Here is a 24797-nt window from a genome sequence, read left to right as displayed (position 1 = left end):
CGACCGGGCTGCTGTGACAGCTCACTGCAGCCGGTCGCGGGGTGTGAAGGTTTTTTAAATCATCCCCCGCCACACCGCCTGCCGCCCGCTGAACGGTCATATCCCGGCCGACGGGGGTGACCGGTGGGCGGCTACCGGTGGTGTGTCCGGTTGGTTGGGCGCAGGGCGTTAAAACTCGAGGGCGTCTTCGAGTTCGTAGGTTTCGATTTCCACGCCCTCCGGAATCAGTCCGAAGCTGGTGCGGGGAAGTTTCTGCATCCGGCCGCGCAGACCGTGGCACAGCCCGGCGGCGTAGTCGACGACCCGGCGGGCCTCATCGCGGGGCAGCTCGGAGAGCGTGAACACCACAATATTGCCGTCGCGGAAAGCTTCCCCGATGTGGCGGACAGTGGAAAAACCGCGGACATCAACCGGCACCACCGACGGCTGCGGGCTGCGGCGGGCGGGAGTGTAGTCGCTGTGGGCGGCATGGGTGGGCTGGTAGCCGTAGGAGCTGCGCTCCTCGTAGGCGTTGTCCTCGGCCATGTAGGAGTCATCGGCGGGCATGGTGCCGTCGAGGGCGAAAAACTGCTTGAACTTGCTTACTGCGCTGGAAGCCATGATGAACTACTTTGTTTTTCCGTTTCTTCGGGGGATAAGACGCCGGAGCAATCCTGTGGTGAAAACCTTCTTGCCGGACGTACCGTCTTCGATGCGCCGCGGCCACCGTCCTGCCGGGAACACTGCCGGTGGCGTCGGGGATTGGTCGTTGGGGACTAATTTAGTGGCCGGGTGCCCATGATCGCTGTACCGACACGCACAAGATCACTGCCGGCCGCCACCGCCTGTTCCATATCACCGGACATACCCGCCGACAGGATGAGGCGGCGGCCAACTGTTGCGGCCAGCCGGTCGGTCAGCCGGCGGGCGGTGGCGATGACGGTCCCGGGTTCCGCTGCCAGCGGCGGCATGCACATCACCCCGGCGAGCACCAGTGAGTCCAGCTCCCCGTCGATGACACCGGCCAGATCCGTCAGCCGGTCGGCGGTGACCCCGCCGCGGTGGGGGTCACCGTCGCAGGAATATTGGATCAGCACCTGCAATGGGTGATCCGCCGGGCGCTGCCCGCGCTCGATGGCCAAACCCACCCCCCGGTTGAGGGCGCGGGCGATTTTTTCCGAATCCACCGAGTGCACCCGGTGGGCCACCCGGGCGGCCGCGTGGGCTTTTTTCGTCTGGATCCGGCCGATGATGTCGATGCCGATCTCCGGGACCAGGTCATGTTTGGTTGCCGCTTCCTCCACCCGGTTCTCCCCCACCACCGTGGCCCCGAGGCCGAGCAGCATGCGCACATCCTCCGGGTGGTGGAATTTGGTCACCGGCACCAGCTCCACCTCGCCCGGGCTGCGCCCGGCGGCGGTTTCCGCGGCCCGCAGCCGCGAGACCACCCGGTTGTAGTTGGCTGACAGCTGCCGCAGCCGCTCGGGGGTTCCGGGGGCCTCGGGTGCCTCGGGGGTATGGGGCTGGTCCATGACAGGGCGCCTTTCTCTTTTTCTTCTTCCGCCCCCGGGCGTGCGGTGTTGTCCGTCTCAGGCGGCGGGTCTTGGGCGGCGGGAGGGGTGGCTGTTGTTTTTTTAACAAAATCCCGGCGACGCCGCCTGCCGCTCCTGCGGCGTGCCGGGCGTGCCGGGCTGGTGTCGGTGGCTATCTTGAGCCGATCCAGACCACACCGGCCTGGCGGCCGGTGGTGTGGGCGCGCCGGTAGCTGAAATAGTCCGTATCGCAGATGGTGCATCGGTCACTGATCTCGATGGTCTTGACGTCCAGCCGACTGAGCTGGTGATGCAGGCCCGCAGCCAGATCAAGGCCGGGCGCGCCGGTCGACGTCGGACGGGCTGATCCGGGCAGTTGCTGTTCCACCTGCAAGGCGGTGGCCTGATCAACCTCATAGCAGCAGCCGCGGGCCGACGGGCCGATAAACGCCGCTGTGGTGTCCGGCCGGGCACCGACAGCCGCCATGACCTGAAAGGTGGATTCCGCGATACCCGCGGCTGCGCCGCGGCGGCCCGCGTGGACGGCGGCGACAATACGGTGCGGCAGATCAACCATGATCAGCGGCACGCAGTCGGCGACCAGCACCCCCACCGGTATTCCCGTTCCACAGGCCACCAGGGCGTCGGTGGCGGGTGAAGTGGAGCCGATGGTGGCGGGCACCACCTCAACCGGTGGACCGGGAATGGTGGCGGGAATCCTGCCGATCACCCCGATGGTGCGGCCGTGGACCTGATCCATCCAGGTGACCGGATTGTTCTGGGCGGTGAACACATCGATCAGCCGCCGGTTGTGGTCCACCGCACCGGGATCATCGCCGACGTGGTGGGCCAGGTTCAGCCCCTGGTAGGGGCCTGTGGAGCTGCCGCCGGTGCGGGCGGTGAACAACACCCCGGCGACGGCCGGCTCCCCCACCCCGAGATAGGTGAGGGTGCCGGGAATCAGCGCCCGGTCAGATGGGTTGTTCCCGCTGTCGGCCATGTGTTGTCACTCTGCCTTGACAGACAATCGGTTACCTGCCGGAACTAGCGGAGGAAATCGGGGATGTCGAGATCATCGTCGTCATCGTCGTGGCGGCGGGACCCATCGAAGCTGCCGTGGGCGTAGCCCGGGCGCAGCCGGTCACGGTCACGGTCGCGGTCACGGCCCCGGACAGAGCTGTAGCTGTCCGGCCGGGCGGTGGGCGCCGGGTGGTCGGAATCATCGCGGTGCCGCTGGCCGGAAGGTTCACTGTCCCGGTCGCTGTCGGCGGCGGTGACTTTGCCGAACAGTCCCGATCCCGGGGCGGGGGCCGCCGCGCCGTCAGCGGCATGGTCGGTGTCTTTGTTCGCCTGGGCCTGAACTTTGTTGTTCGGGTCAAAGCCGGTGGCGATGACAGTCACCCGCACCTCGTCGCCGAGATTGGAATCAACCACGGCACCGAAGATGACGTTGGCGTCGACATTGACCCTCTTGGAGACCATGGCCGCGCCTTCGTTGACCTCGAACAGACCCATATCGGATCCGCCCGCGAAGCTGAGCAGCAAACCGGTGGCACCGTCGATGGTCGATTCCAGAAGCGGGGAATTGATGGCTTTTTCCACCGCGTCAGCCACCCGGTTGTCCCCGGAGGCTGTCCCCACACCCATCAGCGCGGAACCAGCTTCCGCCATCACGGAACGCACATCGGCGAAGTCGACGTTGATCAGGCCCGGGGTGACGATCAGGTCGGTGATCCCCTGCACACCGGAGTAGAGCACATCGTCGGCGCGGCGGAAAGCCTCCACCATGGTGATTGACTGATCGCCGAGTTCCAGCAGCCGGTCGTTGGGGATGACGATCAGCGTGTCACAGCAGTCCTGCAGGGTTTTGATGCCTTCCAGGGCCTGGCTCATGCGGCGTTTGCCCTCGAACATGAACGGCTTGGTGACCACACCGACAGTCAGGGCACCGGCCTTGTGGGCGATACCGGCGACCACCGGGGCAGCGCCGGTACCGGTGCCACCACCTTCCCCGGCTGTGACGAACACCATATCGGCGCCGCGCAGCGCCTCCTCGATGGCGTCTTTGGAATCCTCGGCCGATTTTTTACCGACCTCCGGGTCCGCGCCGGCGCCCAGGCCGCGGGTTTTTTCGTGCCCGATGTTCAGGCTGACATCGGCGTCGGTCATAAACAGTGCCTGTGAGTCGGTGTTGACGGCGATGAACTCCACGCCCTGCAGGCCGGCGTCAATCATGCGGTTGATGGCGTTGACACCGCCGCCGCCGACACCGACGACCTTAATGACGGCCATCTGCTGGTCACTGTCGATGCAGCTGCCGGAGTCCGGGAGCTCGTGATCGTTGGTCATAGCGAAAATTTGTCTTTCTTCAGCGGCTTGTACAGGTGGTGCACCCCGGGTTTGTTCCCTGTCCGGACCCGGGGGGCGAGGGGCATAAAGCGGGGGCGGGGATGTTTTTTCCGCGGCCTTTGGTGGAAAAAACTGCAAGGCCGGGAAAAACAGCGCCCGCCCGGCGCCACGGTTGTGCGGCCGGCATATAAAAATTCGGGGCCAGCGGTGTATCACCAATCATGCGGCATGAAGCAAACAAAACGGCGGACATTCGCGCGGCGTGTCGGCACCCTCAACCACAGGTTCAAGGTTTCTGACGTGGTCTTTTCCCGCCCCGCGACAGCCCGGCGCGGACCGTCTCAACAGCAGTGATCAACCCGCTGCTCCCCCGGCCGGGTGCGGGCTGGCCGGGGGCGGGGAGTCCGCGCCGGCGGGTGCCCCCGCCGGCGGTGGCGGGGCGGGGAATCCGCGGCGCCGGGTGTGGGGGATGTGTCTTAGTCGCGCACCGCCATCTGCGACGGGTCGGAGATATTGATCACTGTGCCTTCCTGGTCGACGGCAATACCCAGGGCCACGGCTTTGGCGGCGGCGTTGTCGGTGCTGCCCCAGACAATTGTTTTCCCGTCGGTGGTTGCAAGGGTGATGCTGAACCGGTCCGGGGCGTCAATGGAGGCGATACGCGGGCGCAGATGCTCCGGGACACGCTCGATCACCCCGGCGACGGCGGCAAGGACTTTCCCGTCCCCGTCAGGTGTTCCGGTCACCGGCACCAGGCCCGGCCCGGGTTCGGCGATGATGAACGGGACACCGTCCTGGTCGACCAGATGCGGGCCGTCGGGACGGTCAACAACCATCACCGGCACCCGCTCGGTGACCTCAACAATGATCGTCGACGGCAGCCGCCGTTTGACGGTGGCCTGTTTGATCCACGGCAGTCCGGCCACCGCCGCCGAAGCCGACTTCAGATCGGCGCGGGCGATATTGTCCCCGTCGGTGATACCGGTGGCGGTGCGGATCTCCGCGGCGGGGGTGTGCTGGTTGCCGGTGATCTGCCAGTCGGACACGGTCATTACCGGTGCCGCCCAAACGACACCGACGGCAACGGCCAGCACACCGGCCAGCAGCGCAAGGGTGAGGGTGATTTTCTTTTTCACGGTTTTCTTCCCGACGGGTGGTGCATTCTATGGTCGTTTGGCATAACCCTTTCCCCACGACCCCGCCCCCCGCCGGGTGGCGCGGAGCGGAAAAAAAGGGGCGGTGGCCTGCCGGGGCGGTCAGATCCCGCTGCGGCGGCTTAACGCGGTGATGATTTCCTCACCCAGCATGGTCACCGTACCCGCCCCGATGGTGAGAATCAGTGAGTTTTTCCCGGCAATGGCGGCCACTTCCTGCGGCACCCGGGAAAAATCGTCGACATAGTGCACGGGTTTGGTGACTTTGTCGGCGATGATCCGGCCGTCGACACCTTCCACGGGTGCTTCCCGGGCGGGGAATATATCGAGGACCACCACTTCGTCGGCCAGCGACAGCGCCGCGGCGAATTCGTGGGCGAAATTGATGGTGCGGGAGTAAAGATGCGGCTGGAACACGGCGATCAGCGGGCCGGGGCTGTCCCCGCGGTCAAGTTCCCCGCAGGCGCCGACCACGGCCGCGACCTCTGTGGGATGGTGGGCGTAGTCGTCGAAGACCCGGGTGCCGTCGTAGCGCCCGCCGGTGACCGTTCCTTTCAGCTCGAAGCGCCGCCGCACCCCGGTGAAACCGGAGATACCCTCAATCAGTTTGTCCGGGTCGGCCCCCACCTGGCAGCCGGCGGTGATTGCCGCGGCCGCATTGTGCACCATGTGGTCGCCGGGGATGGCCACCACCAGTTCCCTGCGCTGCCCGTCGGGCAGTGTCACCACCGCCCGGGAACGGAAATCGGTGTGGTCGATTGTTTCGATGACCACCGCCGCCTCAATCGACGGGTGGGCCGCGGCCGCCCGCCGGGTGCCGTAGCCGATGACCCGGATCCCGCGCCCGGCCGCCCGCAGCCCCACCTGTGCCGCCGCATCATCGTCCAGGCACACCACCAGCACCCCGTCGTCGGTGACGGTGTCGGCGAAGGAGTCGAACACTTCGCGGTATTTCTCCGGGGTTTTGAAATAATCCAGGTGGTCGGGTTCCACATTGGTGATCACCGCCACCGTCGGCCGGTAGCGCAGCAGGGAGGCATCCGATTCGTCGGCTTCGGCGACAAAGCAGTCCCCGGTGCCGTGGTGGGCGTTGGTGCCCGCTTTGTTCAACTGTCCGCCGATGGCGAACGACGGATCACATCCAGCGGTTTGCAGCGCCGCCACGGTCATCGACGTGGTGGAGGTTTTTCCGTGGGTTCCGGCGATGAGCACCTGGGTGTCATCGCGCATCAGCTCGGCGAGAAGATCACTGCGCCTGATCACCGGAATGTTGTTGTCCCTGGCGGCGGCGAGCTCCGGGTTGCTCTCGGGGATCGCCGCGAAGCTGGTCACCACCACGCTGGGGGCGTGACCGGCAAGGAAAAGATTGTCTTTGTCATGTCCGACGGCGACATGGGCGCCGGCGGAACGCAGCGCCAGAAGAATCCGGGAATCACGCATGTCCGATCCGGTTACGGTACTGCCCCGGGCCAGAAGAATCCGGGCCAGTCCGCTCATCCCGGAGCCGCCGATACCGACCATGTGCACCCGGGAAATGTCGTGTGTTGTCTCGCCTGTCACTTCGCTTGTCACTCCAGCAGTTGTCGTTGTTTTTTATCCGAAAAAAGTGTGTTGGCTTCCCGTAGTGTCCCCGCCCCCGGGGCAGGGCACCACAGACGTGCACCCGGCCGGGTGTCCTAGGACCTGCTGCCGGTGGCCACCATCCGGGCGATGTCCTCGGCGGCCGATCCCGCCGCACAGCCTCCGGCTGCCCTGGACATCGCCGCCAGACCGGCGGGATTACGCAGATGCCCGATGACGGTATCGGCCAGCACCCCGCCGTTCATGGAGGCATTGTCGATGATCTCCGCGGCACCGGCGGCAATAACCGCGGCCGCGTTTTGGGCCTGTTCCCCGTTGCCGTGCGGCAGCGGCACATACACCGCCGGTGTCGCCGAGGCGGTCACCTCCGCCACCGTCATCGCCCCGGAGCGGCACACCACCAGATCGGCTGCCGCATACGCCATGTCCATCCGGTCGATGAACGGCAGCGCCACCCAGCCGCCGATGGTGGCCGGGGCCGGGTTTTTCTTGCCGTAGGCGTGCAGAATCTGGAACCCGGCGTCCACCACCGCCGGGGCAGCGCCGGCCACCGCCTCGTTGAGTGTGGCCGCCCCCTGCGATCCACCGGTGACCAGCACCGTTTTTTTGTCCGGGTCGAGCCCGAACATCTCGATTGCCTCGCTGCGCCGGAGGGCCGCCGCGGGGCTGTCCGGCGGGACCGCCGACAGTTCAGGGCGCACCGGCATGCCGACGAACTGTCCTTTCAGCCCGCAGTCGGGGTAGGCGACCAGACCGGTTCCGCCCAGCCAGGTGCCCAACTTGTTGGCCAGACCGGCCCGGGCATTGGCTTCATGAACGAAAAACGGTGTGCGGGTCACCGCCGCCGCCAGATACGCCGGGGCCGCCACATAGCCGCCGAATCCGATGACCCGGTCCAGGTTGTTGTTTCTGATCACCCGCACTGTCTGGGCCACCGCCTTGACCACGCGGAAGGGAAGTTTGACCAGATCCATCGACAGTGTGCGGGGCACCGGCACCGGGTCGATCAGTTCAAGAACATGGCCGCGGGCGGGAACCAGATCGGTTTCCAGTCCCCGGGCGGTTCCCAGGCAGATGACCTGCGCGCCGAAATGACCGGTCAACGCATCGGCGACGGCCAGGGCCGGTTCAATATGCCCGGCGGTGCCGCCCCCGGCCACAAGAACCCGAATCTGTGTTGTGCGGTTGCTGGTGGACATGATGGTGGAAAAACCGGCCTTTCACAAAGACGTGTGGATAAATGGTGCAGGATCAACGCCGGGGCCCGGGGGCAACGGGACAGCCGACAACAGTGGACGAAGCCGCGGGTGCCACACCCGGCTCAGCTGGAGCGCCGGCCGCGGCCACGGTGCCCGGAACCACCGGCCGCCGCGCCGCCGGGATGTGCCCGCGAGGTGGTGGTTTCCCTGACCCGCCGCGGGGTGTCGGCTGCCGACCGGTTTTTCGTGGCCTGCCGGCGCTGGCGGGGTGTCGGCCCCAGGCTGCTGACTTTCTGCCGGGGCGACGAAGTGGTGTCTCCGCTGCGCCGCGGCGCCCCGGCGAGCGGCTCGGCGGTGCGTTCGCCGCGGCTGCGCCGGGCACGGCCCACCGGCGGGGCGGCCCACGGTTCGGGCAGCAGCAGGACACGGTCCAGCGCCGGGCGTCCACCCGACTGCATGGCGGCAATGGCTTCCGGTTCGTGGCGTGCACAGTTGGCCAACAGCCCCATCGCCCCGAGGGTGATCACCGTCGAGGATCCGCCGGAGGAAATCAACGGCAGCTGCAGACCGGTCACCGGCAGCAGACCAACCACATAGGCCATGTTGATGTAGGCCTGGCTGACCACCCCAAGGGTCAACGCCCCGGCCAGCAGGGCTTTGTAGCGGTCATTTTGCCGCAGCGCGCAGCGCAGCCCGAAGATGAGCAGCAGGGTGTAGACCACCGCCACCACCCCGGCGCCGACCAGCCCGGTTTCTTCCCCGATGATGGCGAAGATGAAGTCGTTCTGGGCTTCCGGCAGATAGAACCATTTCGCCCGGGACTGGCCGATGCCGACCCCGGTCACCCCGCCTTCGGCCAGGGAAAGATATCCCTGGTAGGACTGGAAGGCCGTGGAGCGGGTTTCCGAGAAGTTGCCCGACAACGCCTGCACGTAGACGGTCAGGCGATCCGAACGAAACCCCCCGGAGATGGTGTAGGCGGCCACCACGGCCACCACCATGCCCCCCAGACCGATGATCCACCGCCAGCCAATACCGGCCAGAAGCAGCACGAACACCACCATGGTGATGAACACCACCGCCATACCGACGTCTTTTTGGGCGATGATGAGCACAAACACCAGCAAGGAGGCGAAAGCGAAACGCAGATAGCGCTGCGCGGCGGAATGCTCATCCGGTTGTTTTTTCGCCAAATAGCTCGCCCCCCACACGGCGATGGCGATTTTCGCCACCTCCGAGGCCTGCAGCCGAAACGGCCCGAAAGTCAGCCACGACTGGGAGCCGACTTCCTGCCCGCCGATGCCTTTGACCAGGGTGGCAAGCAGCAGCGCCACGGCAATGAGCAGGAACGGAAGCGACATGCGCCGGATAAATCCCGGGCGCAGTTTCAGGCCGATCCACATCACCACCAGCCCCAGCCCCACCAGGGCGGCCTGTTTGAGGGCCAGGGACCACACGCTGCCCTGCGCCCCGGCGCGGGCGATGGTGGCCGCGGCCACCATCACCAAACCGAAGAAGGTCAAAAACATCACGCAGGTCAGGATCATGAAATAGTCGGTCAGCGGGCGCGACAGAATATCTCCGGCACGCTGGCCGGGTCCGCGTGATGTGGGCGGCGCGGGACGGGGACTGGGGGCGGTCCTGGTGGTCATGGGCTCCTCGGATGGCCTCTTCCGACGCAACACAATCTGCGACAGCTGTTAACGACTGTGACTGAAGCGGCGGAATTTACTTGTGCGTACCGCAAGTATAGGCACGCGCGTGGGCCGCGAAGAGATCGCCGCGCTGACCCATGCCCTCATACATGTCCAGACTTGCCGCCGCCGGGGCCAGCATGACCGTGTCACCGGCGCGGGCGTAGCCGATCGCGGCAGCAACGCACTGCCGCATCGCCTCATCCGGGTCGGTGGAATCAATCACCGTCACCGGCACATCGGGGGCCAGCCTGCCCAGGCAGTCGGCGATGATCATCCGGTCCACCCCCAGCAGCACCGCCGCGGTGATGTGGTGGGCGTGCGCTTTGACCAACGCATCGATGTCGGCGCCCTTGAGCTGGCCGCCGGCAATCCAGATAAACGGGTCGGCCCCGGCCATCGCCGCGTCGGCCGCATGCGGGTTGGTGGCTTTGGAGTTGTCGATGAAACGGATATCCCCCGTGTTGTCGACGACCTGCCCGCGGTGGGCGGAGACGGTGAAGGTGGCCAGTGCTTTTTTCACCGCTGCCGGCTCCACCCCCTGGCTGCGGGCCAGCGCAGCAGCGGCCAGGGCATCGAGCCGGCCTGCGGCACCGGCCGGGGAAATACCGTCGGCTGCGGCAAGCACCACCCCGTCGGGGTTGCCGTCACCGCCGCAGGCCCGGTCGAGCAGGTATCCGTCGTGGATTCCCAGTTCACCGTCGGTCGGTTCGTTGAGGGTGAATCCGATCAGCCGGGTTGACGCCAGCACCCCGTCGCTTTCGAGCTGTTTGACCTGCTCGGCCACGTGCGGGTCGTCGGCGCCGATCACCGCGACCGGGCCGGTCAGTGCCCGGGCTTTGGCTGCCGCATAGGCGGCGAAACTTCCGTGCCAGTCGAGATGGTCATCGGCCAGGTTCAGCAGTGCCCCGGCGTCGGGCCGGAACCGGCTGGTCCAGTGCAGCTGGAAGCTGGACAATTCGGCGACCAGGATGTCGATGCGGGTCGCCGCCGTCAGCGCATCGCCGACAGCGACCCCGATATTGCCGACCGCGGCGGCTTTTTTCCCGCCCGCAACCAGCATGGCCGCACACATGGCGGTGGTGGTTGTTTTCCCGTTGGTTCCGGTGATGACCACCCAGGTGTGGGGGGCACCGAATGCCCCCGCCATATCCAGCCGCCAGGCCAGTTCGATGTCACCGATGACCTCACAGCCGGCGTCGGCGGCAGCGGTGAGAAGCGCGGTGTCCGGCCGCCACCCGGGAGAGGTGACAACCAGCGCAAACTCGGCCAGACGCGTCATGGCGCAGGCCACAGAGATATCGGTCGCGCCGGTCAGCTCGTGCACTTTCTGCCGGGCGATCTCATTGTCGTCGGCCACCACGACCGGCACCCCCAGGTCGCAGAGCATGCGCACGCATCCGGCACCGGATACCCCGGCACCGGCAACCAGAACGGGACCCTGGATGTCGCATCCATCCGGAAGTGGCCGACGCTGGCCGGTGTCGCTGACAGTCACGAAAGGCTCTTTTCTTGCTGGGTGAAATAATCTGCCGGACCCGCGGCGGCCCGCTGTGGGTAAAAGATTACCCGCCCTGCTCCCGCACCGGAACCGGGGCACGGCGGGGCGGAGGGAAAAGCACGGCGGGCGGCACCCGGTGCGGCGCGGCGGCCGCCGGCTAGGACACGGTCAGCCATTCCGAGTAAAACAGCGCCAGTCCGGCAATACACGCCATGGCCGACAGCAGCCAGAAACGGATGACCACCGTCGTTTCCGCCCAGCCGCCATTTTCGAAGTGGTGGTGGAAGGGGGCCATGCGGAAAAACCGCTTGCGCCGGGTTTTGAACACCGCCACCTGGATGACCACCGAGGCGGCCTCGATGACAAACAGCGAACCGATGACGATCATCAACAGCTCGGTGCGCGAGCACACCGACACCCCGGCGATCAGCCCGCCGAGCGCCAGGGAGCCGGTATCGCCCATGAATATTTTCGCCGGGGCGCAGTTCCACCACAGAAATCCCAGGCAGGCGCCCAGTCCGGCGGCGCAGATAATCGCCAGTGACAGCGGGTCACGGACCTCGTAGCAGGCCGGACCGGTGTTGGTGGTGCAGGAGTTGCGGAACTGCCAGAAAGTCATCACCGTGTAGGTGCCCAGCACCATCGACACTGACCCGGCGGCCAGGCCGTCCAGTCCGTCGGTGAGGTTGACCGCATTGGTCCAGGCCGAGACCAGAATGTACATGAACAGCAAAAACAGCCCCATCCCGAGGATGCCGCCGCCCAGCGACAGGTCATAGATCGTGATGTCGCGGATAAAGCTCAGGTGCGCCGAACCGGGGGTGAGTCCGGCATGGTTTTTGAACTGCAGGATCCCCCAGGCGAAAATCAGGGCGGCGACCAGCTGGCCGACGAGTTTGCCGGTTTTGTTCAACCCCAGGTTCCGGCCCTTGGCCAGTTTGATGTAGTCGTCGGCAAACCCGAGCGCCCCCATCGCCAGGGTCAAAAACATCACCAGCATCCCGGAGGCGGTGAAACCGCCTTTCCCGGAGAACAGTCCCGCCAGGTTTCCCACCAGATAACCGGCGATGATTCCGGCGATGATCGCGATCCCGCCCATTGTCGGGGTGCCGCGTTTTCTCAAGTGACTGGCCGGGCCGTCGGAACGGATTTCCTGGCCCAGCCCTTCGGCGGAGAAACGCCGGATGAGTACCGGGGTGAAAAAGATGGCGACCAGGAAGCCGACCGCACCACTCAAGATGATCTGTGCCATGGGGTTTTAACTCACGCTCTTTCGATGTCCATGTGGGGTTAGCTTAACGGTTGCTTCCGCCGGCGCGGCCCGGGGGCTTACAGCACCCGGCGGCTGCGGTCCCGTTCGATCAGCAGTTCCGCGACTTCCCACAGGCGTTCCACTTGGGAGGCTTTGACCAGCACCACATCTCCTTTGGTCAGGTGCTGGTCGACGATGTTGGCTGCCGCGCCGGTCGACTGGGCCCGGTCGACGGCCAGGCCCAACTCACCGGCCCGGTTGGCCATCGCCCGGGTGGCGACATCGTTTCCGACAGCCACCACACGGTCGATGTGGTGCTCGGCGAGATAGTCGGCGATCGCCTCGTGCTGGGCCACCGCATCATCACCCAGCTCCCCCATCTGGCCGATGACCGCCCAGCTGGTGGCGTTGCCGCGGGCGGCCGCCATCGACGCCAACGCATCGATGCCCGCTTTCATCGAGTCGGGGTTGGCGTTGTAGGAATCGTTGATGATGGTCACCCGGTCACGCCGGGTGGTGACATCCATCCGGTTGGCCGATGCCGCCACATGCTCCGACAGTGCCGCAGCCACCTGCGCCACATCCATCCCGGCTTCCAGGCCGACAGCTGCCGCGGCCAGGGCATTGGGCACCTGGTGCGCGCCGAAAACCTTCAGCGACACCGGGGCGCTGTCGCCTGAGGCGTGGAGGACAAACCGTGCCCTGGACAATTCATCGAGTTCAATGCCGGTGGCGGTGACGTCAGCACCGGTGTCACGGGTGGAAAAGGTGATCACTGTGGCCCGGGTGCGCTGCGCCATGGCGGCCACCCGCGGATCATCGGCGTTGAGCACCGCCACACCGGTGGGCGGCAGGGCCTCCACCAGTTCCCCTTTGGCTTCGGCGATGGTGTCCACGCTTCCGAATTCACCCAGGTGCGCGGTACCGACGTTGAGAACCACCCCGATATCCGGTGGGGTGATCTCGGTCAGCTGCCGGATGTGGTCGACCCCGCGGGCTGACATTTCCGCCACCAGCCACCGGGTGCCGGCAGTGGCTTTCAGCGCCGTGTAGGGCAGCCCGATTTCATTGTTGAAGCTTCCCGGGGGAGCCACCACCGCCGCCGGATCATCACTTCCCGCCGCAGCTGTGAGCACGGTGGCGATCATGTCTTTGGTGGAGGTTTTTCCCGCCGACCCGGTGACCGCGGCAACCTTCATTCCTCCGGCGGCCAGCCGGTCAACGACACTGCGGGCCAGCAGCGACAGGGCTTTGACCACACTGACCCCGTCACCGCCGGGATCATTGTCGTAGATGTAGGCGTTGGTCATCGGTTTGTCGGTGTGCGGGACAATCACCCCCGGCACCCCGGTGTCGCGGGCACACAGCACCCCGGCGGCGCCGTTGCCGATGACTTCGGCGGCGAAATCATGGCCGTCCACCCGGGCACCGGGCAGGCAGATAAACAGCGATCCGGCGCCCACGGCACGGGAATCGAATTCCACTGTGCCGGCCACCGGGGTGTCCCCGTCGGTGTGCGGCGCAAGCTTCCCGCCGGTAATCTGCGCGATCTCAGCGAGAGTCATCTCGATCATGGGTGCTCCTGGAAAAAACCGATAACGGACAAACCGGTAAGACACACCAGCATGGTTGTCCCCGGGGCGAATTGTAGCCGCTTGCCCGCCGGGAAAAACACACTGCCGGATCCGGCGTGGCCGACGACGGGAAACGGCCGACCCCACCGGCCGTTTACCCGGCCACAGGGCCGTCGACGCCGTCGGGTGTGTCGCTCGCCGCAGCAGACAGGCGCCGCCGGATGCACCGCTCGAGCACTTCGCGGTCGTCGAAGGGATGGATTTCGCCGCCGATTTTCTGGCCGGTTTCGTGTCCTTTGCCGGCCACCACAATCGCGTCGCCTTCGTCGGCCCAGTCGACGGCCGCCTGAATGGCCTGCGCCCGGTCACCGATCTCCCGGTACTCGGCCACCCGGGTGATTTTGGTTTTCTTGCCTTTTTGTTTTTTGGCGGCGGCCTGTTTCTCCTTGGTGATCTCGGTGATCCCGGCAATGATCTGCGCCCGGATGGCCGCCGGATCCTCATCCCGCGGATTGTCATCGGTGACAATCACCAGATCGGCCCGTTGGCAGGCGTTTTTACCCATCAGGGGGCGCTTGCCGGTGTCCCGGTTTCCCCCGGCCCCGACAACCACCGCGGTGCGGCCGGTCCGCTGCTGGTTCAAGGTGTCCAACACCGCGGCCAGGGCGGCCGGTTTGTGGGCGTAGTCGACCACGGCGGTGAAATTCTGTCCCACGTCAATGGACTGCATGCGCCCGGGGACCACGGCATCTTTCATACCTGCGGCGGCAGTGGCCCCGTCAACACCGGCGGCCACCGCCAACGACAGCGCCAGCGCCGCGTTGGTGATGTTGAACTGGCCGGGCATGGAAATCGAGACCGGATACTTGCATCCGGCCAGGTGAACGGTGAAGTTTTTGTGCCCGTCGTCGCCGTCGGCGATATCGGTGACGGTGATCGTCGCCGGTGCGCCCTCCACCGACAGGGTGTCGGCGGACGGCCCCGCCACCACCGCCATCTTTTTGCCCCAGTCACCGTCGACACAGATGACCTGCCGGGCCGCCCTGACCGGTGAACCGGGGCGGAAGAAGGCGGCTTTCGCCTCGAAATACTCCTCCATTGTGTGGTGGAAGTCGAGATGGTCCTGGGAGAGGTTGGTAAACCCGCCGACAGCAAAACGGGTACCGTTGACCCGCCCGAGCACCAGCGCGTGGGAGGAGACCTCCATCACGACATGGGTGACCCCCTCATCGTTCATCTGCCGGTAGAGTTCCTGCAGAACCGGCGCCTCCGGGGTGGTCAGCTCCGTTTCCACGGCCTGCCCGTTGATCCGGGTGCCGTTGGTGCCGATCATGCCGACTTTGTACCCGGCCGATAGCAGCGACTGCTCGATCAGGTGCGCAACAGTGGTTTTACCGCTGGTGCCGGTCACCCCGATGACGGTCAGTTTCTCCGACGGGTGCCCGTAGACGTCGGCTGCGACTTCGCCCAGCACCGCCCGCACATCATCGACGACGATGATCGGCCGGATCTCGCCCGACTCCTGCAGTATTTTCTGCCCCTCAGGGTCGGTGAGGATCGCCGGACCGGCCGATTTCGCGGCGAACTGCGCGCCGTGCGCCCGGGTTCCGGGAACCGCGGCAAAAAGACCCAGTTTGCCGACCGACTGGGCGTTGATGCCGACGGAGTCGACACGCAATTTCTCGGCGTGCTCATGACTGCCGCCGATCAGTTTACCCCCGGAGATCCGGGTCAGGTTTGCAAGTGAACTGCCCATGGCGTTCCACCTTCACATCGGTTGTTGTTCAGCGCATGTCTTGTCACACACATGCTGCGGCAGCCTTTTTCCGCCGCCGGTCACATGGCCTGTCAGCCAACGATACGCCCCGCGGGAATGATTTTTTCCACTATGCGTGCGAAACCACAGGCAGATCATGCCCGCACGGAAAAAAGGCCACTCACCGCCGCTGCGCCGCGGCGTGCCGGGAAACTAACACCCTAACCGCCCGCCGGTGTCCCCCGCACACCGGGGCTCACCGCCAACGCACAGCCGCCGCCACAGCGGACTGCCCAACCCCGGTGCCCGGACTTTTTTGCCGCCTTACCGCGCAGCATCGCACTCCCCGGATCATCCGGTCGGCGCGGTGAAGGCCCCACCCGGGCTCCGCCGCGCCACAACGCAGCACAGCCCCTGTGCTTTTCACGGAAGGCACACCGGCGGGCATGGCGTGTGCCCGCCGGTTGCCGGAGCCGGCGGTGCCCGGGGCACGATTGTCGACGATTGTCAGGGAATATGCAGTGTCAGCTGCTCCGGGCCTTCCCGCGGCGGGGACAGTGCAACGTTGTAGTGGTTGAGCAGCCAGGCGGCGATGTCGTGGAACAGCGGGGCGGCGGACTGCCCTCCCTCCCCGTGGGGGCCGCGCTGCGGCTTATCCATCATGATGGCGATCACGAACCGCGGATCATCGGCCGGGGCGATGCCGGCGAACGTGATCCAGTACATCGAATTCGAGTAGCAGTTGCAGTTCGGGTCAACCTGTTGGGCGGTGCCGGTTTTACCGGCGATCTGGTAGCCGTCGACGGCTGCCGCCGGACCGGTGCCCCGGTTGATGCCGGTGGGATCATTTTGGGTGACCGCCTGGAAGATGGTGCGCACCGTCTGTGCGGTCTGCCCGGATACCACCCGGGTCTGCGGGGCGGGATCGGCGGGGATCACCGTCCCGTCGGGGGTGGTGATTTTTTCCACGATCCGCGGTTCTATGCGTACCCCGTCATTGGCGATGGCCTGGTAGACACCGGCCATCTGCAGCAGGGTCAACGACATGCCCTGGCCGATCGGCAGGTTGGCGAAGGTGCCGCCGGACCATTGGGAGCGGTCGGGAAGAAGACCCTGGGATTCACCGGGCAGTTCAATGTGGGTGGGTTGCCCGATGCCGAAACGGGTGAGCATGTCGGCGAATCGGTCCTCGCCGACCCGCTGGGCCAGAAGAAGTGTTCCCACGTTGGAGGATTTACCGAACACCCCGGTGGTGGTGTAGTTGACCAGCCCGTGGTTCCAGGCATCATGCACGGTCACCCCGGCCATGCGGATACTTCCCGGGACCTCCAGCACCTCGTCGGGGGTGGTTTTGCCGTCTTCGATGGCGGCTGCGGCGGTAATGATTTTCGCCACTGACCCGGGTTCGAAAGGATCGCTGATCGCCGGGTTGCCGAAGGATTTGCCCCGTTTGCGCTGCGCGATGATATCGCCGGTCGGATCGATGGTGCCGGTGTTGGCCATGGCCACGACTTTGGCTGTTTTCGCATCCAGCACCACCGCCGAGACATGCTCGGCACCGGAGTTGGCTTTGGCCTGCTCAATCTGCTGCTGGACGAAGGTCTGCACATCCAGGTCGATGGTCAAAGTCGCATCCGAGCCGTTGATCACCGGGATGCGGTCGCGCAGCGTACCGGGAATGGTCTGCCCGTCGGCGGACACTTCTTCGGTCACCGACCCATCAGAGCCGGACAGGGTTGAGTCAGCCCACGCCTCGTAGCCGAACTGGCCGTCACCGTCGGCGGAGGTTTTGCCGATGATGTTCTCCCCGATCGCGCCGTTGGGGTAGACGCGCACATCCTGCCGGTCGGCGGCAATGCCTTGGAATTGGGCGGCGATCGCCGCGGCAATATCCGGGTCGACATTGCGCACCAGCACCTCGTAGCCGGAGTCTTTGTTCAGTTTGTCCAGAATTTCCTCCGGATCAACATCCCGGGCCGACGCCCCGGAGCCGGCGATTTTCTCGCTGATGGTGTGGGCGATGGTTGAGAGGTACTCCTCGGGTGGCGGATTGACTTTCGGATTCCACGTATGCCGCTCGGCGGCTTCCGCCCGCAGCACATTGGGTGAGGTGGTCAACGACCGGGAGCGCATGGTGTAGGCCAGAACCCGGCCGTCGGTGTCCTCGATTGATCCGCGGCGGGCGAACTCATCGTAGACCCGGGTGCGCTGCTGCTGCGCCAGAGCGGCAAGCTCCGGGCCTTTCACCGTCTGCAGCCAGGCCAACCGGGAGACAAGCACCACCACAAAGACGACCGACAGGGCGACGATCGCCCGGGAGCGGGTTCCCAGCTTTCCGGATCCGGCCTGCCCGGACGGGCCGATGATACTGGTACCGGGGATACGGAAACGTCCCCGGTCACCGGCGTATTTTCCACCCGCCGACGGTGTCGGCCGGGTGGGTTTCGGTTCCCGCTTCGCCCGTCCGGCGCGCGAATAGTCCTTCGAGGCCGAAGACTCACCGCGGCGCCGTCGGCCACGGTAATGTCCGGTCACTGGCCGTTACCGCCCGCGCCCGCGGAGCGGATGTTCGGGCTGTAGGGGGCGACAGCGGGAATGGCGGCGGCACCGGGAGTGGCGTTACCGGGGATGGCCTGCAGATTATCAATCAAGGCGGCGGTCTCTTCGGGATCGGAAGTGGCGGGCAGCGGACGGACACGATTGCCGTTGACATCAATAATAGGGCGTGTTTTCGACGCGTCAGGTTGCCGCACCGTGACCGGTTGGTCATCGACGCCGACAGCAATGATGCCGGGCTGGTCGGCCACCACCATGCCCATGTCCGAGGCCCGCCGGGCCATGTCGGCGGCGGACCGGGCCGCCTCATGGTCGCGGTGGAGGGTTTCCAGCTGGTTGTCCAGCTGTGCGTCAAGCCCCTGCAGGTGGGCGATCTGATAGGACTGATGGGTGGTCACCCCCGCCAGGCTGAGGGTGCCGACGATCCCGCCGATGAGCACGCCGATGACCAACACCGTGAAACGGATGTAGCGCGGATCGGCTTTCGGCGCCACCACCCGGCGGCCCCTGATGGAGGTCACCTGCTTGGAACCGGTACGCCTGGGCAGCGGCTGATGGCCGGGAAGATAACCGGTGCCGCGTTTAAGCCCGGTGGGTGCCCCGGCGCCTCTGGTGGCCCGGGTGGGGCTGGTGGCGCGGGTGAGCGAAGCCTTCGGGCGGCTGGTCCGGGTCTGGGTGCTGGTCATGAACGTCGGCCTCACGGTGGGAATCGGTGCAACTGCTGGCGCGGTGGGAGGAAAAATTCTGTTGTTCGGGGGTAAAACACGTGTCGTGGCCGCTTTTCAACGAAGCCACGGCTTCCGGCGGCAAGCAACAACCGGTGCGGTGGAAAACGAGCGGCGGTGTCCACCTTGGCGTTTGCGGGCCGGAATGAAGTTGTGGTTGTCGTGCCGGGGACAGTCGGCTCGCCGTCACGTGTCGGGAAGTTTCTCAATGGCCCTCACCCGGGCGGGTTTCGCCCGCGGATTGGCCGCTATTTCTTTCTCGGTGGCGGTGTCCGCACCGCGGGTCAGCAGCCGGAATTCCGGGGCCAGGCCGGGCAGGTCGACCGGCAGTCCGGCCGGCTGCCGACTGGCGGTGGCCTGGCGGAACAGCTTTTTGACCAGACGATCCTCGTGGGACTGGTAGCTCATCACCACAATGCGGCCGCCGGGGGCGAGCATGTCCATTGCGGCGGGCAGCGCCCGGGCGATGCTGTCGAGTTCACTGTTGACCGCCACCCGCAGAGCCTGGAATGTGCGTTTGGCGGGATGCCCGCCGGTGCGCCGGGCCGGGGCGGGAATCGCCCGGTAGATGATCTCCACCAGAGTTTCGGTGTCCCGGATCGGCTCCTGTGTCCGCTGCTGGACAATCAGTGAGGCAATTTTCCCGGCGAAACGCTCATCCCCGTAATCTTTCAGGATTTTCGCGATTTCCCCGTGAGAGAACGTGTTAACGATATCGGCCGCGGTGAACTCCTGGGTGGTGTCCATGCGCATATCCAACGGGGCGTTGACCGCATAGGAAAACCCCCGTTCCGGCTGGTCCAGCTGCATGGAGGACACACCCAGATCAAACAGGAATGCACTCACTCCGCAGCTGTCGGCCAAGCGGACGGGTTCCGGGATATCGCCCCCGTCGGCGAGCAGCGCGGCAAGGCAGTCGCCGACTTCATCGAAGCGGGTGGCCACGCCGGTGAAGCGGGAACCGAAACCAGTGAGCCTGGCGCGTGCGGCATCCAGGGCGCGGGTATCCCGGTCGACCCCGATGAGTCTGGTTTCCGGGAAAACGGAGAGGAAGTGTTCACTGTGCCCCCCGGCCCCGAGGGTGCAGTCGACGATGACCGCTTTGTCGCCCCGCGATTCCACAGCCGGGCGGAGCAGCTCGGTGACGCGGTCCATCATCACCGGCTGATGGCCGAAGCGGCCGTGCTGGTCGGTGCCGGTTATTGTCACCCTCGCCCCCCTTTCGGTGTGAGAATCGTTCGGTTTTTTCTGTGCGGGAATTTTTCCCTTCCCGGCCACACCCGCCCCAACTGCCGCAGAAAGCATGTGAGCTGGGCAAATTCTTTTTCCGGGCGGTAAAAGATGTGCTGTGTTTGTCGTCCCGGAACACGAAATCCCACCGTGTGGCGGTGGGAACGTGCCGTGTGGGCGACCCCACCGTGTCGGTAAACCGTGGTCTTTTTACCGCTCCCGGCACCGGTTGGGCCCTGCCCGGCGGGAAACAGTTCTGATGTTGGGGAAGTACACCAGAAGCCGTTTGCCATCCGCCGGACAGAGTCCAAGCCGGTACCCGGTTGTCCAAGCCTTTGAAAAACACCGCGGCCGATCGGATGGAAGGGCCGAATAGTCGATTCAGTTGTTTTCTTCAGTCAACCCGCACTAGAGCAGGTCACCCAGAATGTCGTTTTCGGCGACGGAGAAAACTTCCTCCGTCTCCTGTTGGTAGTTGGCCCAGGACTGCGCATCCCAGATCTCCAGAAAATCCATGGAACCGATGACGACGCATTCTTTTGTCAGCCCCGCATAGTCGCGGTGCTGCGCCGATAAGGTGATCCGGCCTGAACCATCCGGACGCTGCTCATCGGCACTCGCTGCGAGATGCCGGATAAAAGCCCGCGCCTCAGCGTTGGTTCTCGACACTGCCGCCGCCTTCCGGGCGCGTTCGGTGAACACGTCTTTCGGGTAGACGGCCAGTGAATGATCCTGGCCTTTGGTGACCATGAGGCCTCCCGCGAGTTCATCGCGGAATTTGGCCGGCAGGGTCAGCCGTCCCTTGTCGTCGAGTTTCGGGGTGTAGGTACCGAGGAACAACTCCGGCACCTCCTTGTCCCGAATGCACGTCGATCGGTCGTTGTCGCTTATTCGGTTGTTCGTGGAGGTTGGGCCGACAAGTACCGGTGTGCCACATAGTCACTGGATACCTCTCGTCAACCGCTGCGCCCCACTTTACCCCACTTTCCCCCACAAAAACCATAAGCCACCCCGAACACCATTAATGTAATTTATATTTTCGCAGTTCAAAGCAGATAAACCACGGTGGGGCGCGACACGCCGACAATCCCCCTCACCAGTCACTGGCGTCTGTTTCCACACCATTTTCACCATGAGGCAAGCCGGCGGCGACATCTGCGGCGATCACCGCCGCCCACCTTTCACCGTCACCGGACACACGTCTTCTACCTGCTTTTTCACCTACTTTCCCCGGAGGGTTGAACCGGCCGCGGCAGGCCGGCGCCCCACCGTCATCCTCGCCAGGTGGGGGAAAGTGGGGCATCACAGTGGGACACAGTGGGGTGCCGGGTGGACTCCCCTCCCGGGCCGGGTTGCCGCCGACAGAAAAAGTGGAAAGGGGGCGCCGCAGAAAAAAGAAATGAAGACGGCCCCCGGGCGGGATGGACAGAATGTGTCCGCTCATCCCGGCCCCGGGGGCCTGAAAGTGCATATTCTTTTTTTACCTGCCCGCCGGCAAGACGCGGCTACCTAGTACTGCGGTCCGTCGAAGCGGCGGCGGAAGCTGTCTTCCATACGATCACCGAGGCCGCCGGCTTTCTTGTTTTTCCCGTCGGCACCGCCGGTGGATTCCCCGAACCCCCCGAGAGTCTTGCTGGGGGGAGTTGATGATGCCGGGGAGCTGTCGCTTCCCTTGAGCATCCAGATACCGGCGCCGAACATCACCAAAAAGCCCACCACACTCAGTGCGACGAACCAGATGTTGTTTTGGCTCAGGGCCACGCCACCGACAAGCATGCACAGACCGACAACAGCAACGGCAATGCCGCGCAAGCTGATGGACGGACGAGCGCCGGAGCTGACGAAACCGGATCCGAAATCCGGATCGTCGGCGATCAGTGCCTTTTCCATCTCTTCGAGCGCCTTTTGTTCGTGCTCGGATAAAGCCACGGTACCTCCCTGTGACTGCGAATGCGGTGGTCAGATATCACGGTGAACGATCACGCCGACTGGTGGACGGATGTTTTTGTTGCTCACCGTCATGTGCACATCCCCGCGGGTGAACGGGGGTGGCGGAGTGGTCCGACCGGGTCGCCCCAGTGTTCCATGCCACAGGTTGCGTCCGCCACTTACCGCCGAATGGGTCACACCCGCCGGAAAGCCACCGGTTGGCAACCTCTGTACACGTCCAACGTCCAGGGTATTCCAATTGTTCCCGGCGGTAGGGAAAACCGGGGCAAGGGGTGGGCCGGCAACCCTAGGCCGCCGCCGGCAGCCACGCGGCCTCACGCTCGACCTCGGTGATGAAAAGCTCGACCTGCGCCATCAGCTCCTCGGCCAGATCCCGGTCGACGGAGGCGAGTCCGGTGATCACTTTTTCGCGCACCGGCATCCAGCGGCTGAATTCCGCGGCCTGCCGCCGCCCCTCGGCATCCACCCGGGCCAATTTCTCCCAGGCGCAGCTCGGCTGCCGTCTTTTCAGGGCCACATCACTTGATGCAACCCGCGCCCCGGCGGTGCGCAGCCCGGCCCGGTAGGCGCTTTCGAAGGCATCATCAACATCCCCGGAACGCAACTGCCTGCGAGACAAAGCCAGCAGAGCGTTGGCTTTGGCGAGAAACTCGCCCCTGGCATCAAGCATTGCCGAGCGCACTGATGCTGTCCCTACCGTCATGGCCGCCGCCTTCCTTATCCTGCACCGGTTGTCGCCGATAGTCCCGGCGGACAATCCGCCGTTCGGGAAAAAATCGGAACCGGATGATTTTTCCCGGTTGATGCCCCAACTGTAGAAAACGCCCCCGAGAACAACTCCGCGCCCAGCATCCCAATTGTTCAAACATTCTTTCTACTAAACTTCACCCCTGTCCCGCCCCGGCGCCACCGCACCCCTCCCCCGCCTGCGGTGGCCGGCAACACACTCCCGACTATCCGCACATTTGCAGCCAGTTGGGCGTGGTTTGCTGTTCTACGTGTTGTATTCCATTCACCGGGTTACTCCGGCAACCTACCGCAGTCTTGTGCCGCGGCTTGTCGACATTTATCTGGCGGCCATGGAATACAACCCGGCCATCCGCCCGGCCCGCATTGCCGCCTGGCGGCTCATGGCCGATGAAGCGGGGTTTTGCTGCATGGTCGCCCGGTCCAACACCTCGGGACAACCGATTGGTCTGGCGTTCGGACGCCCCGGACGCCCCCACCACTGGTGGTGGCAGCAGGTCCGGCAGGGACTGGATGATGCCGTTGCACCACGTTGCGACCGCACTGTCCTCGACGACTATTTCGAAATCGCCGAAGTCCATGTGGCCCCCTCCTGGCAGGGCCACGGTATCGGCCGCAGGCTTGTCACGAACCTGCTCGATGGGGTTGACTGCCCCCGGGCGCTGCTGTCCACTCCGGAGGTCGACCGGGAAGCCAACCTGGCATTCGGCCTATACCGGTCGCTGGGTTTTTCCGATGTGCTGCGCAACTTCCACTTTCCCGGCGACCACCGCGCATTCGCGGTGCTGTGCCGCCAGCTGCCGCTTACGGCATCGGGAACACGCTGAAGCACCCCGGCCTGCCGGGGTTCAGTTGGGCGGGCGTTTAGCCGACCACGTCCGCAGCCGGAGCCGGAGCCAGCCCGAGATTGTGCAGCACCTCATGGACGGAGCGTTCCCGGTTCAGTGTCATAAAGTGCAGGCCGGGAACCCCTTCGGCAATGAGCCTTTCGGCAATCGAGGTCGATATCTCGATCCCCGCCTCCCTGACGGCGGCAGCGTTGGCCTTCTCATCCCCGCCGGCGGCGGCGGTGAGTTTATCCATGACATGGTCTGGCACATGGGCACCCGACAGCTCCACCTGGCGGGTGATCGACCGCAGGGAGGTCACCGGCATAATCCCGGGAATGATCGGTTTGGCGCCCTGCTCCGGGTCGGCCTCGACCAGCCGGTCGCGCAGCCGCAGATAGTACTCGGGGTCGAAAAACATCTGGGTGATTGAATAGTCGGCACCGGCCCGCAGTTTCGCCAGGGTCCACAAAGTGTCGTCGTCGACCGAGGCAGCACGGATGTGCCCTTCCGGAAACGAGGCGATACCGATTTCGAAATGGGAGGTTTCCGGAAGCCTGCGCACCAGTTTGATCAGGTCCAGGGCATAATTCAGCCCACCTTCGGTCGGCTGCCAGCGGCCCCGGGGATTACCCGGCGGATCACCCCTCAGGGCCAGCAGGTTGGTCAACCCCAGCCCGGCGTAAATCCACAAAATGTCCTCCAGCTCCTCGACCGTGTGATTGACCAGGGTCAGGTGCACCAGGGTCGGGATCGGGCGGCGGGCGAACTCGCGGGCAATACGGCTGGTGCGTCCCCGGGTTGAGCCACCGGCGCCGTAGGTCACCGACGCAAATGCCGCCCCCAGATCGTGGAAAGCATCGACGGCCTCCCACATCTGCTGTTCAGCAGCTTCCGTGCGCGGGGGCATGAATTCAACCGAGAACGGCACCCGTCCGGGGTGCGGACGGGCAATGGCTTCGGTGATGGGAAGCTGATTGATCGCTTGATGTTCGGGCGGTGCCATGAGCGTCATCATAGGCGGGCCATACCGGAGGTTTTCAAGACGAAAAACAAGAAAATGAACAAAGCGGTCTATTTTGCCTAGACGCACCCACCCCCTTTCCCCACCCCCGCTCCCGGCCCCGGATGGGCTGCCGGGCGACGGGTAAGGTTTCTGATGCACGTGCCCACCGGTGGCCGCGGCTGCGC

Annotated in this window: 20 protein-coding genes; 1 reads left to right on the top strand and 19 read right to left on the bottom strand. The window is 65.1% G+C overall.

Annotated elements, in window-relative coordinates:
• Positions 1 to 168 precede the first annotated feature (168 nt).
• From JZY06_RS00460 to JZY06_RS00375, 18 genes are all read right to left on the bottom strand, one after another.
• Positions 169 to 600, bottom strand: a complete 432-nt coding sequence (locus JZY06_RS00460; protein ID WP_207117517.1) for a cell division protein SepF — start codon at positions 598 to 600, stop codon at positions 169 to 171.
• Between the two features lie 155 nt (positions 601 to 755).
• Positions 756 to 1511 (bottom strand): YggS family pyridoxal phosphate-dependent enzyme, encoded by a 756-nt coding sequence (locus JZY06_RS00455; RefSeq protein ID WP_207117516.1) that lies wholly within the window; start codon positions 1509 to 1511, stop codon positions 756 to 758.
• Positions 1512 to 1683: 172 nt separating this feature from the next.
• Positions 1684 to 2511, bottom strand: a complete 828-nt coding sequence (gene pgeF / locus JZY06_RS00450; protein WP_242516414.1) for a peptidoglycan editing factor PgeF — start codon at positions 2509 to 2511, stop codon at positions 1684 to 1686.
• Between the two features lie 44 nt (positions 2512 to 2555).
• On the bottom strand, positions 2556 to 3860 hold the full coding sequence (gene ftsZ / locus JZY06_RS00445) for a cell division protein FtsZ (RefSeq protein ID WP_242516413.1): 1305 nt from the start codon (positions 3858 to 3860) through the stop codon (positions 2556 to 2558).
• A 476-nt stretch (positions 3861 to 4336) separates the two neighbouring features.
• Positions 4337 to 4996: a cell division protein FtsQ/DivIB gene (locus JZY06_RS00440; protein WP_207117515.1), complete on the bottom strand. Its 660-nt coding sequence runs from the start codon at positions 4994 to 4996 to the stop codon at positions 4337 to 4339.
• 120 nt (positions 4997 to 5116) lie between these two features.
• Positions 5117 to 6535: a UDP-N-acetylmuramate--L-alanine ligase gene (murC, locus tag JZY06_RS00435; protein ID WP_207118284.1), complete on the bottom strand. Its 1419-nt coding sequence runs from the start codon at positions 6533 to 6535 to the stop codon at positions 5117 to 5119.
• Positions 6536 to 6690: 155 nt separating this feature from the next.
• The gene (locus JZY06_RS00430; protein ID WP_207117514.1) at positions 6691 to 7794 is read right to left on the bottom strand and encodes a UDP-N-acetylglucosamine--N-acetylmuramyl-(pentapeptide) pyrophosphoryl-undecaprenol N-acetylglucosamine transferase; all 1104 of its coding nucleotides are present in this window, start codon (positions 7792 to 7794) and stop codon (positions 6691 to 6693) included.
• A 122-nt stretch (positions 7795 to 7916) separates the two neighbouring features.
• Entirely contained in the window at positions 7917 to 9446 is a 1530-nt protein-coding gene (locus tag JZY06_RS00425; RefSeq protein WP_207117513.1) for a peptidoglycan glycosyltransferase FtsW, read from the bottom strand.
• A gap of 76 nt (positions 9447 to 9522) precedes the next feature.
• Complete coding sequence (gene murD / locus JZY06_RS00420; RefSeq protein ID WP_207117512.1) at positions 9523 to 10986, bottom strand: UDP-N-acetylmuramoyl-L-alanine--D-glutamate ligase; 1464 nt, start codon at positions 10984 to 10986, stop codon at positions 9523 to 9525.
• A gap of 160 nt (positions 10987 to 11146) precedes the next feature.
• On the bottom strand, positions 11147 to 12241 hold the full coding sequence (gene mraY / locus JZY06_RS00415) for a phospho-N-acetylmuramoyl-pentapeptide-transferase (RefSeq protein WP_207117511.1): 1095 nt from the start codon (positions 12239 to 12241) through the stop codon (positions 11147 to 11149).
• Between the two features lie 77 nt (positions 12242 to 12318).
• The gene (locus tag JZY06_RS00410) at positions 12319 to 13815 is read right to left on the bottom strand and encodes a UDP-N-acetylmuramoyl-tripeptide--D-alanyl-D-alanine ligase (protein ID WP_207117510.1); all 1497 of its coding nucleotides are present in this window, start codon (positions 13813 to 13815) and stop codon (positions 12319 to 12321) included.
• Positions 13816 to 13969: 154 nt separating this feature from the next.
• Positions 13970 to 15571 carry a UDP-N-acetylmuramoyl-L-alanyl-D-glutamate--2,6-diaminopimelate ligase gene (locus JZY06_RS00405; RefSeq protein WP_207117509.1) on the bottom strand — a complete coding sequence of 534 codons (1602 nt, stop codon included), beginning with the start codon at positions 15569 to 15571 and terminating at the stop codon, positions 13970 to 13972.
• A 507-nt stretch (positions 15572 to 16078) separates the two neighbouring features.
• Positions 16079 to 17953, bottom strand: a complete 1875-nt coding sequence (locus JZY06_RS00400) for a peptidoglycan D,D-transpeptidase FtsI family protein (protein ID WP_377769017.1) — start codon at positions 17951 to 17953, stop codon at positions 16079 to 16081.
• 149 nt (positions 17954 to 18102) lie between these two features.
• Positions 18103 to 18813 (bottom strand): hypothetical protein, encoded by a 711-nt coding sequence (locus JZY06_RS00395; RefSeq protein WP_207117508.1) that lies wholly within the window; start codon positions 18811 to 18813, stop codon positions 18103 to 18105.
• Positions 18814 to 19038: 225 nt separating this feature from the next.
• Entirely contained in the window at positions 19039 to 20061 is a 1023-nt protein-coding gene (gene rsmH, locus JZY06_RS00390; RefSeq protein WP_377768982.1) for a 16S rRNA (cytosine(1402)-N(4))-methyltransferase RsmH, read from the bottom strand.
• A 429-nt stretch (positions 20062 to 20490) separates the two neighbouring features.
• The gene (mraZ, locus tag JZY06_RS00385) at positions 20491 to 20922 is read right to left on the bottom strand and encodes a division/cell wall cluster transcriptional repressor MraZ (protein ID WP_207118282.1); all 432 of its coding nucleotides are present in this window, start codon (positions 20920 to 20922) and stop codon (positions 20491 to 20493) included.
• A gap of 669 nt (positions 20923 to 21591) precedes the next feature.
• A complete protein-coding gene (locus JZY06_RS00380; RefSeq protein ID WP_207117506.1) occupies positions 21592 to 22011 on the bottom strand; it encodes a DUF3040 domain-containing protein in 420 nt (139 codons plus the stop codon).
• Between the two features lie 307 nt (positions 22012 to 22318).
• Positions 22319 to 22735: an SAV_6107 family HEPN domain-containing protein gene (locus JZY06_RS00375; protein ID WP_207117505.1), complete on the bottom strand. Its 417-nt coding sequence runs from the start codon at positions 22733 to 22735 to the stop codon at positions 22319 to 22321.
• 295 nt (positions 22736 to 23030) lie between these two features.
• Between JZY06_RS00375 and JZY06_RS00370 the strand changes: the two genes are divergently transcribed.
• Positions 23031 to 23606, top strand: coding sequence for a GNAT family N-acetyltransferase (locus JZY06_RS00370; RefSeq protein ID WP_330616989.1), 576 nt, complete (start codon positions 23031 to 23033; stop codon positions 23604 to 23606).
• Between the two features lie 37 nt (positions 23607 to 23643).
• Here JZY06_RS00370 and JZY06_RS00365 read toward each other — a convergent pair whose 3' ends face one another.
• Positions 23644 to 24612, bottom strand: coding sequence for a methylenetetrahydrofolate reductase (locus JZY06_RS00365; protein WP_207117504.1), 969 nt, complete (start codon positions 24610 to 24612; stop codon positions 23644 to 23646).
• Positions 24613 to 24797 lie beyond the last annotated feature (185 nt).

The sequence above is a fragment of the Corynebacterium mendelii genome, from assembly GCF_017307055.1.
Classification (GTDB): Bacteria; Actinomycetota; Actinomycetes; order Mycobacteriales; family Mycobacteriaceae; genus Corynebacterium; species Corynebacterium mendelii.
This window is presented reverse-complemented; position numbering and strand designations above follow the sequence as displayed.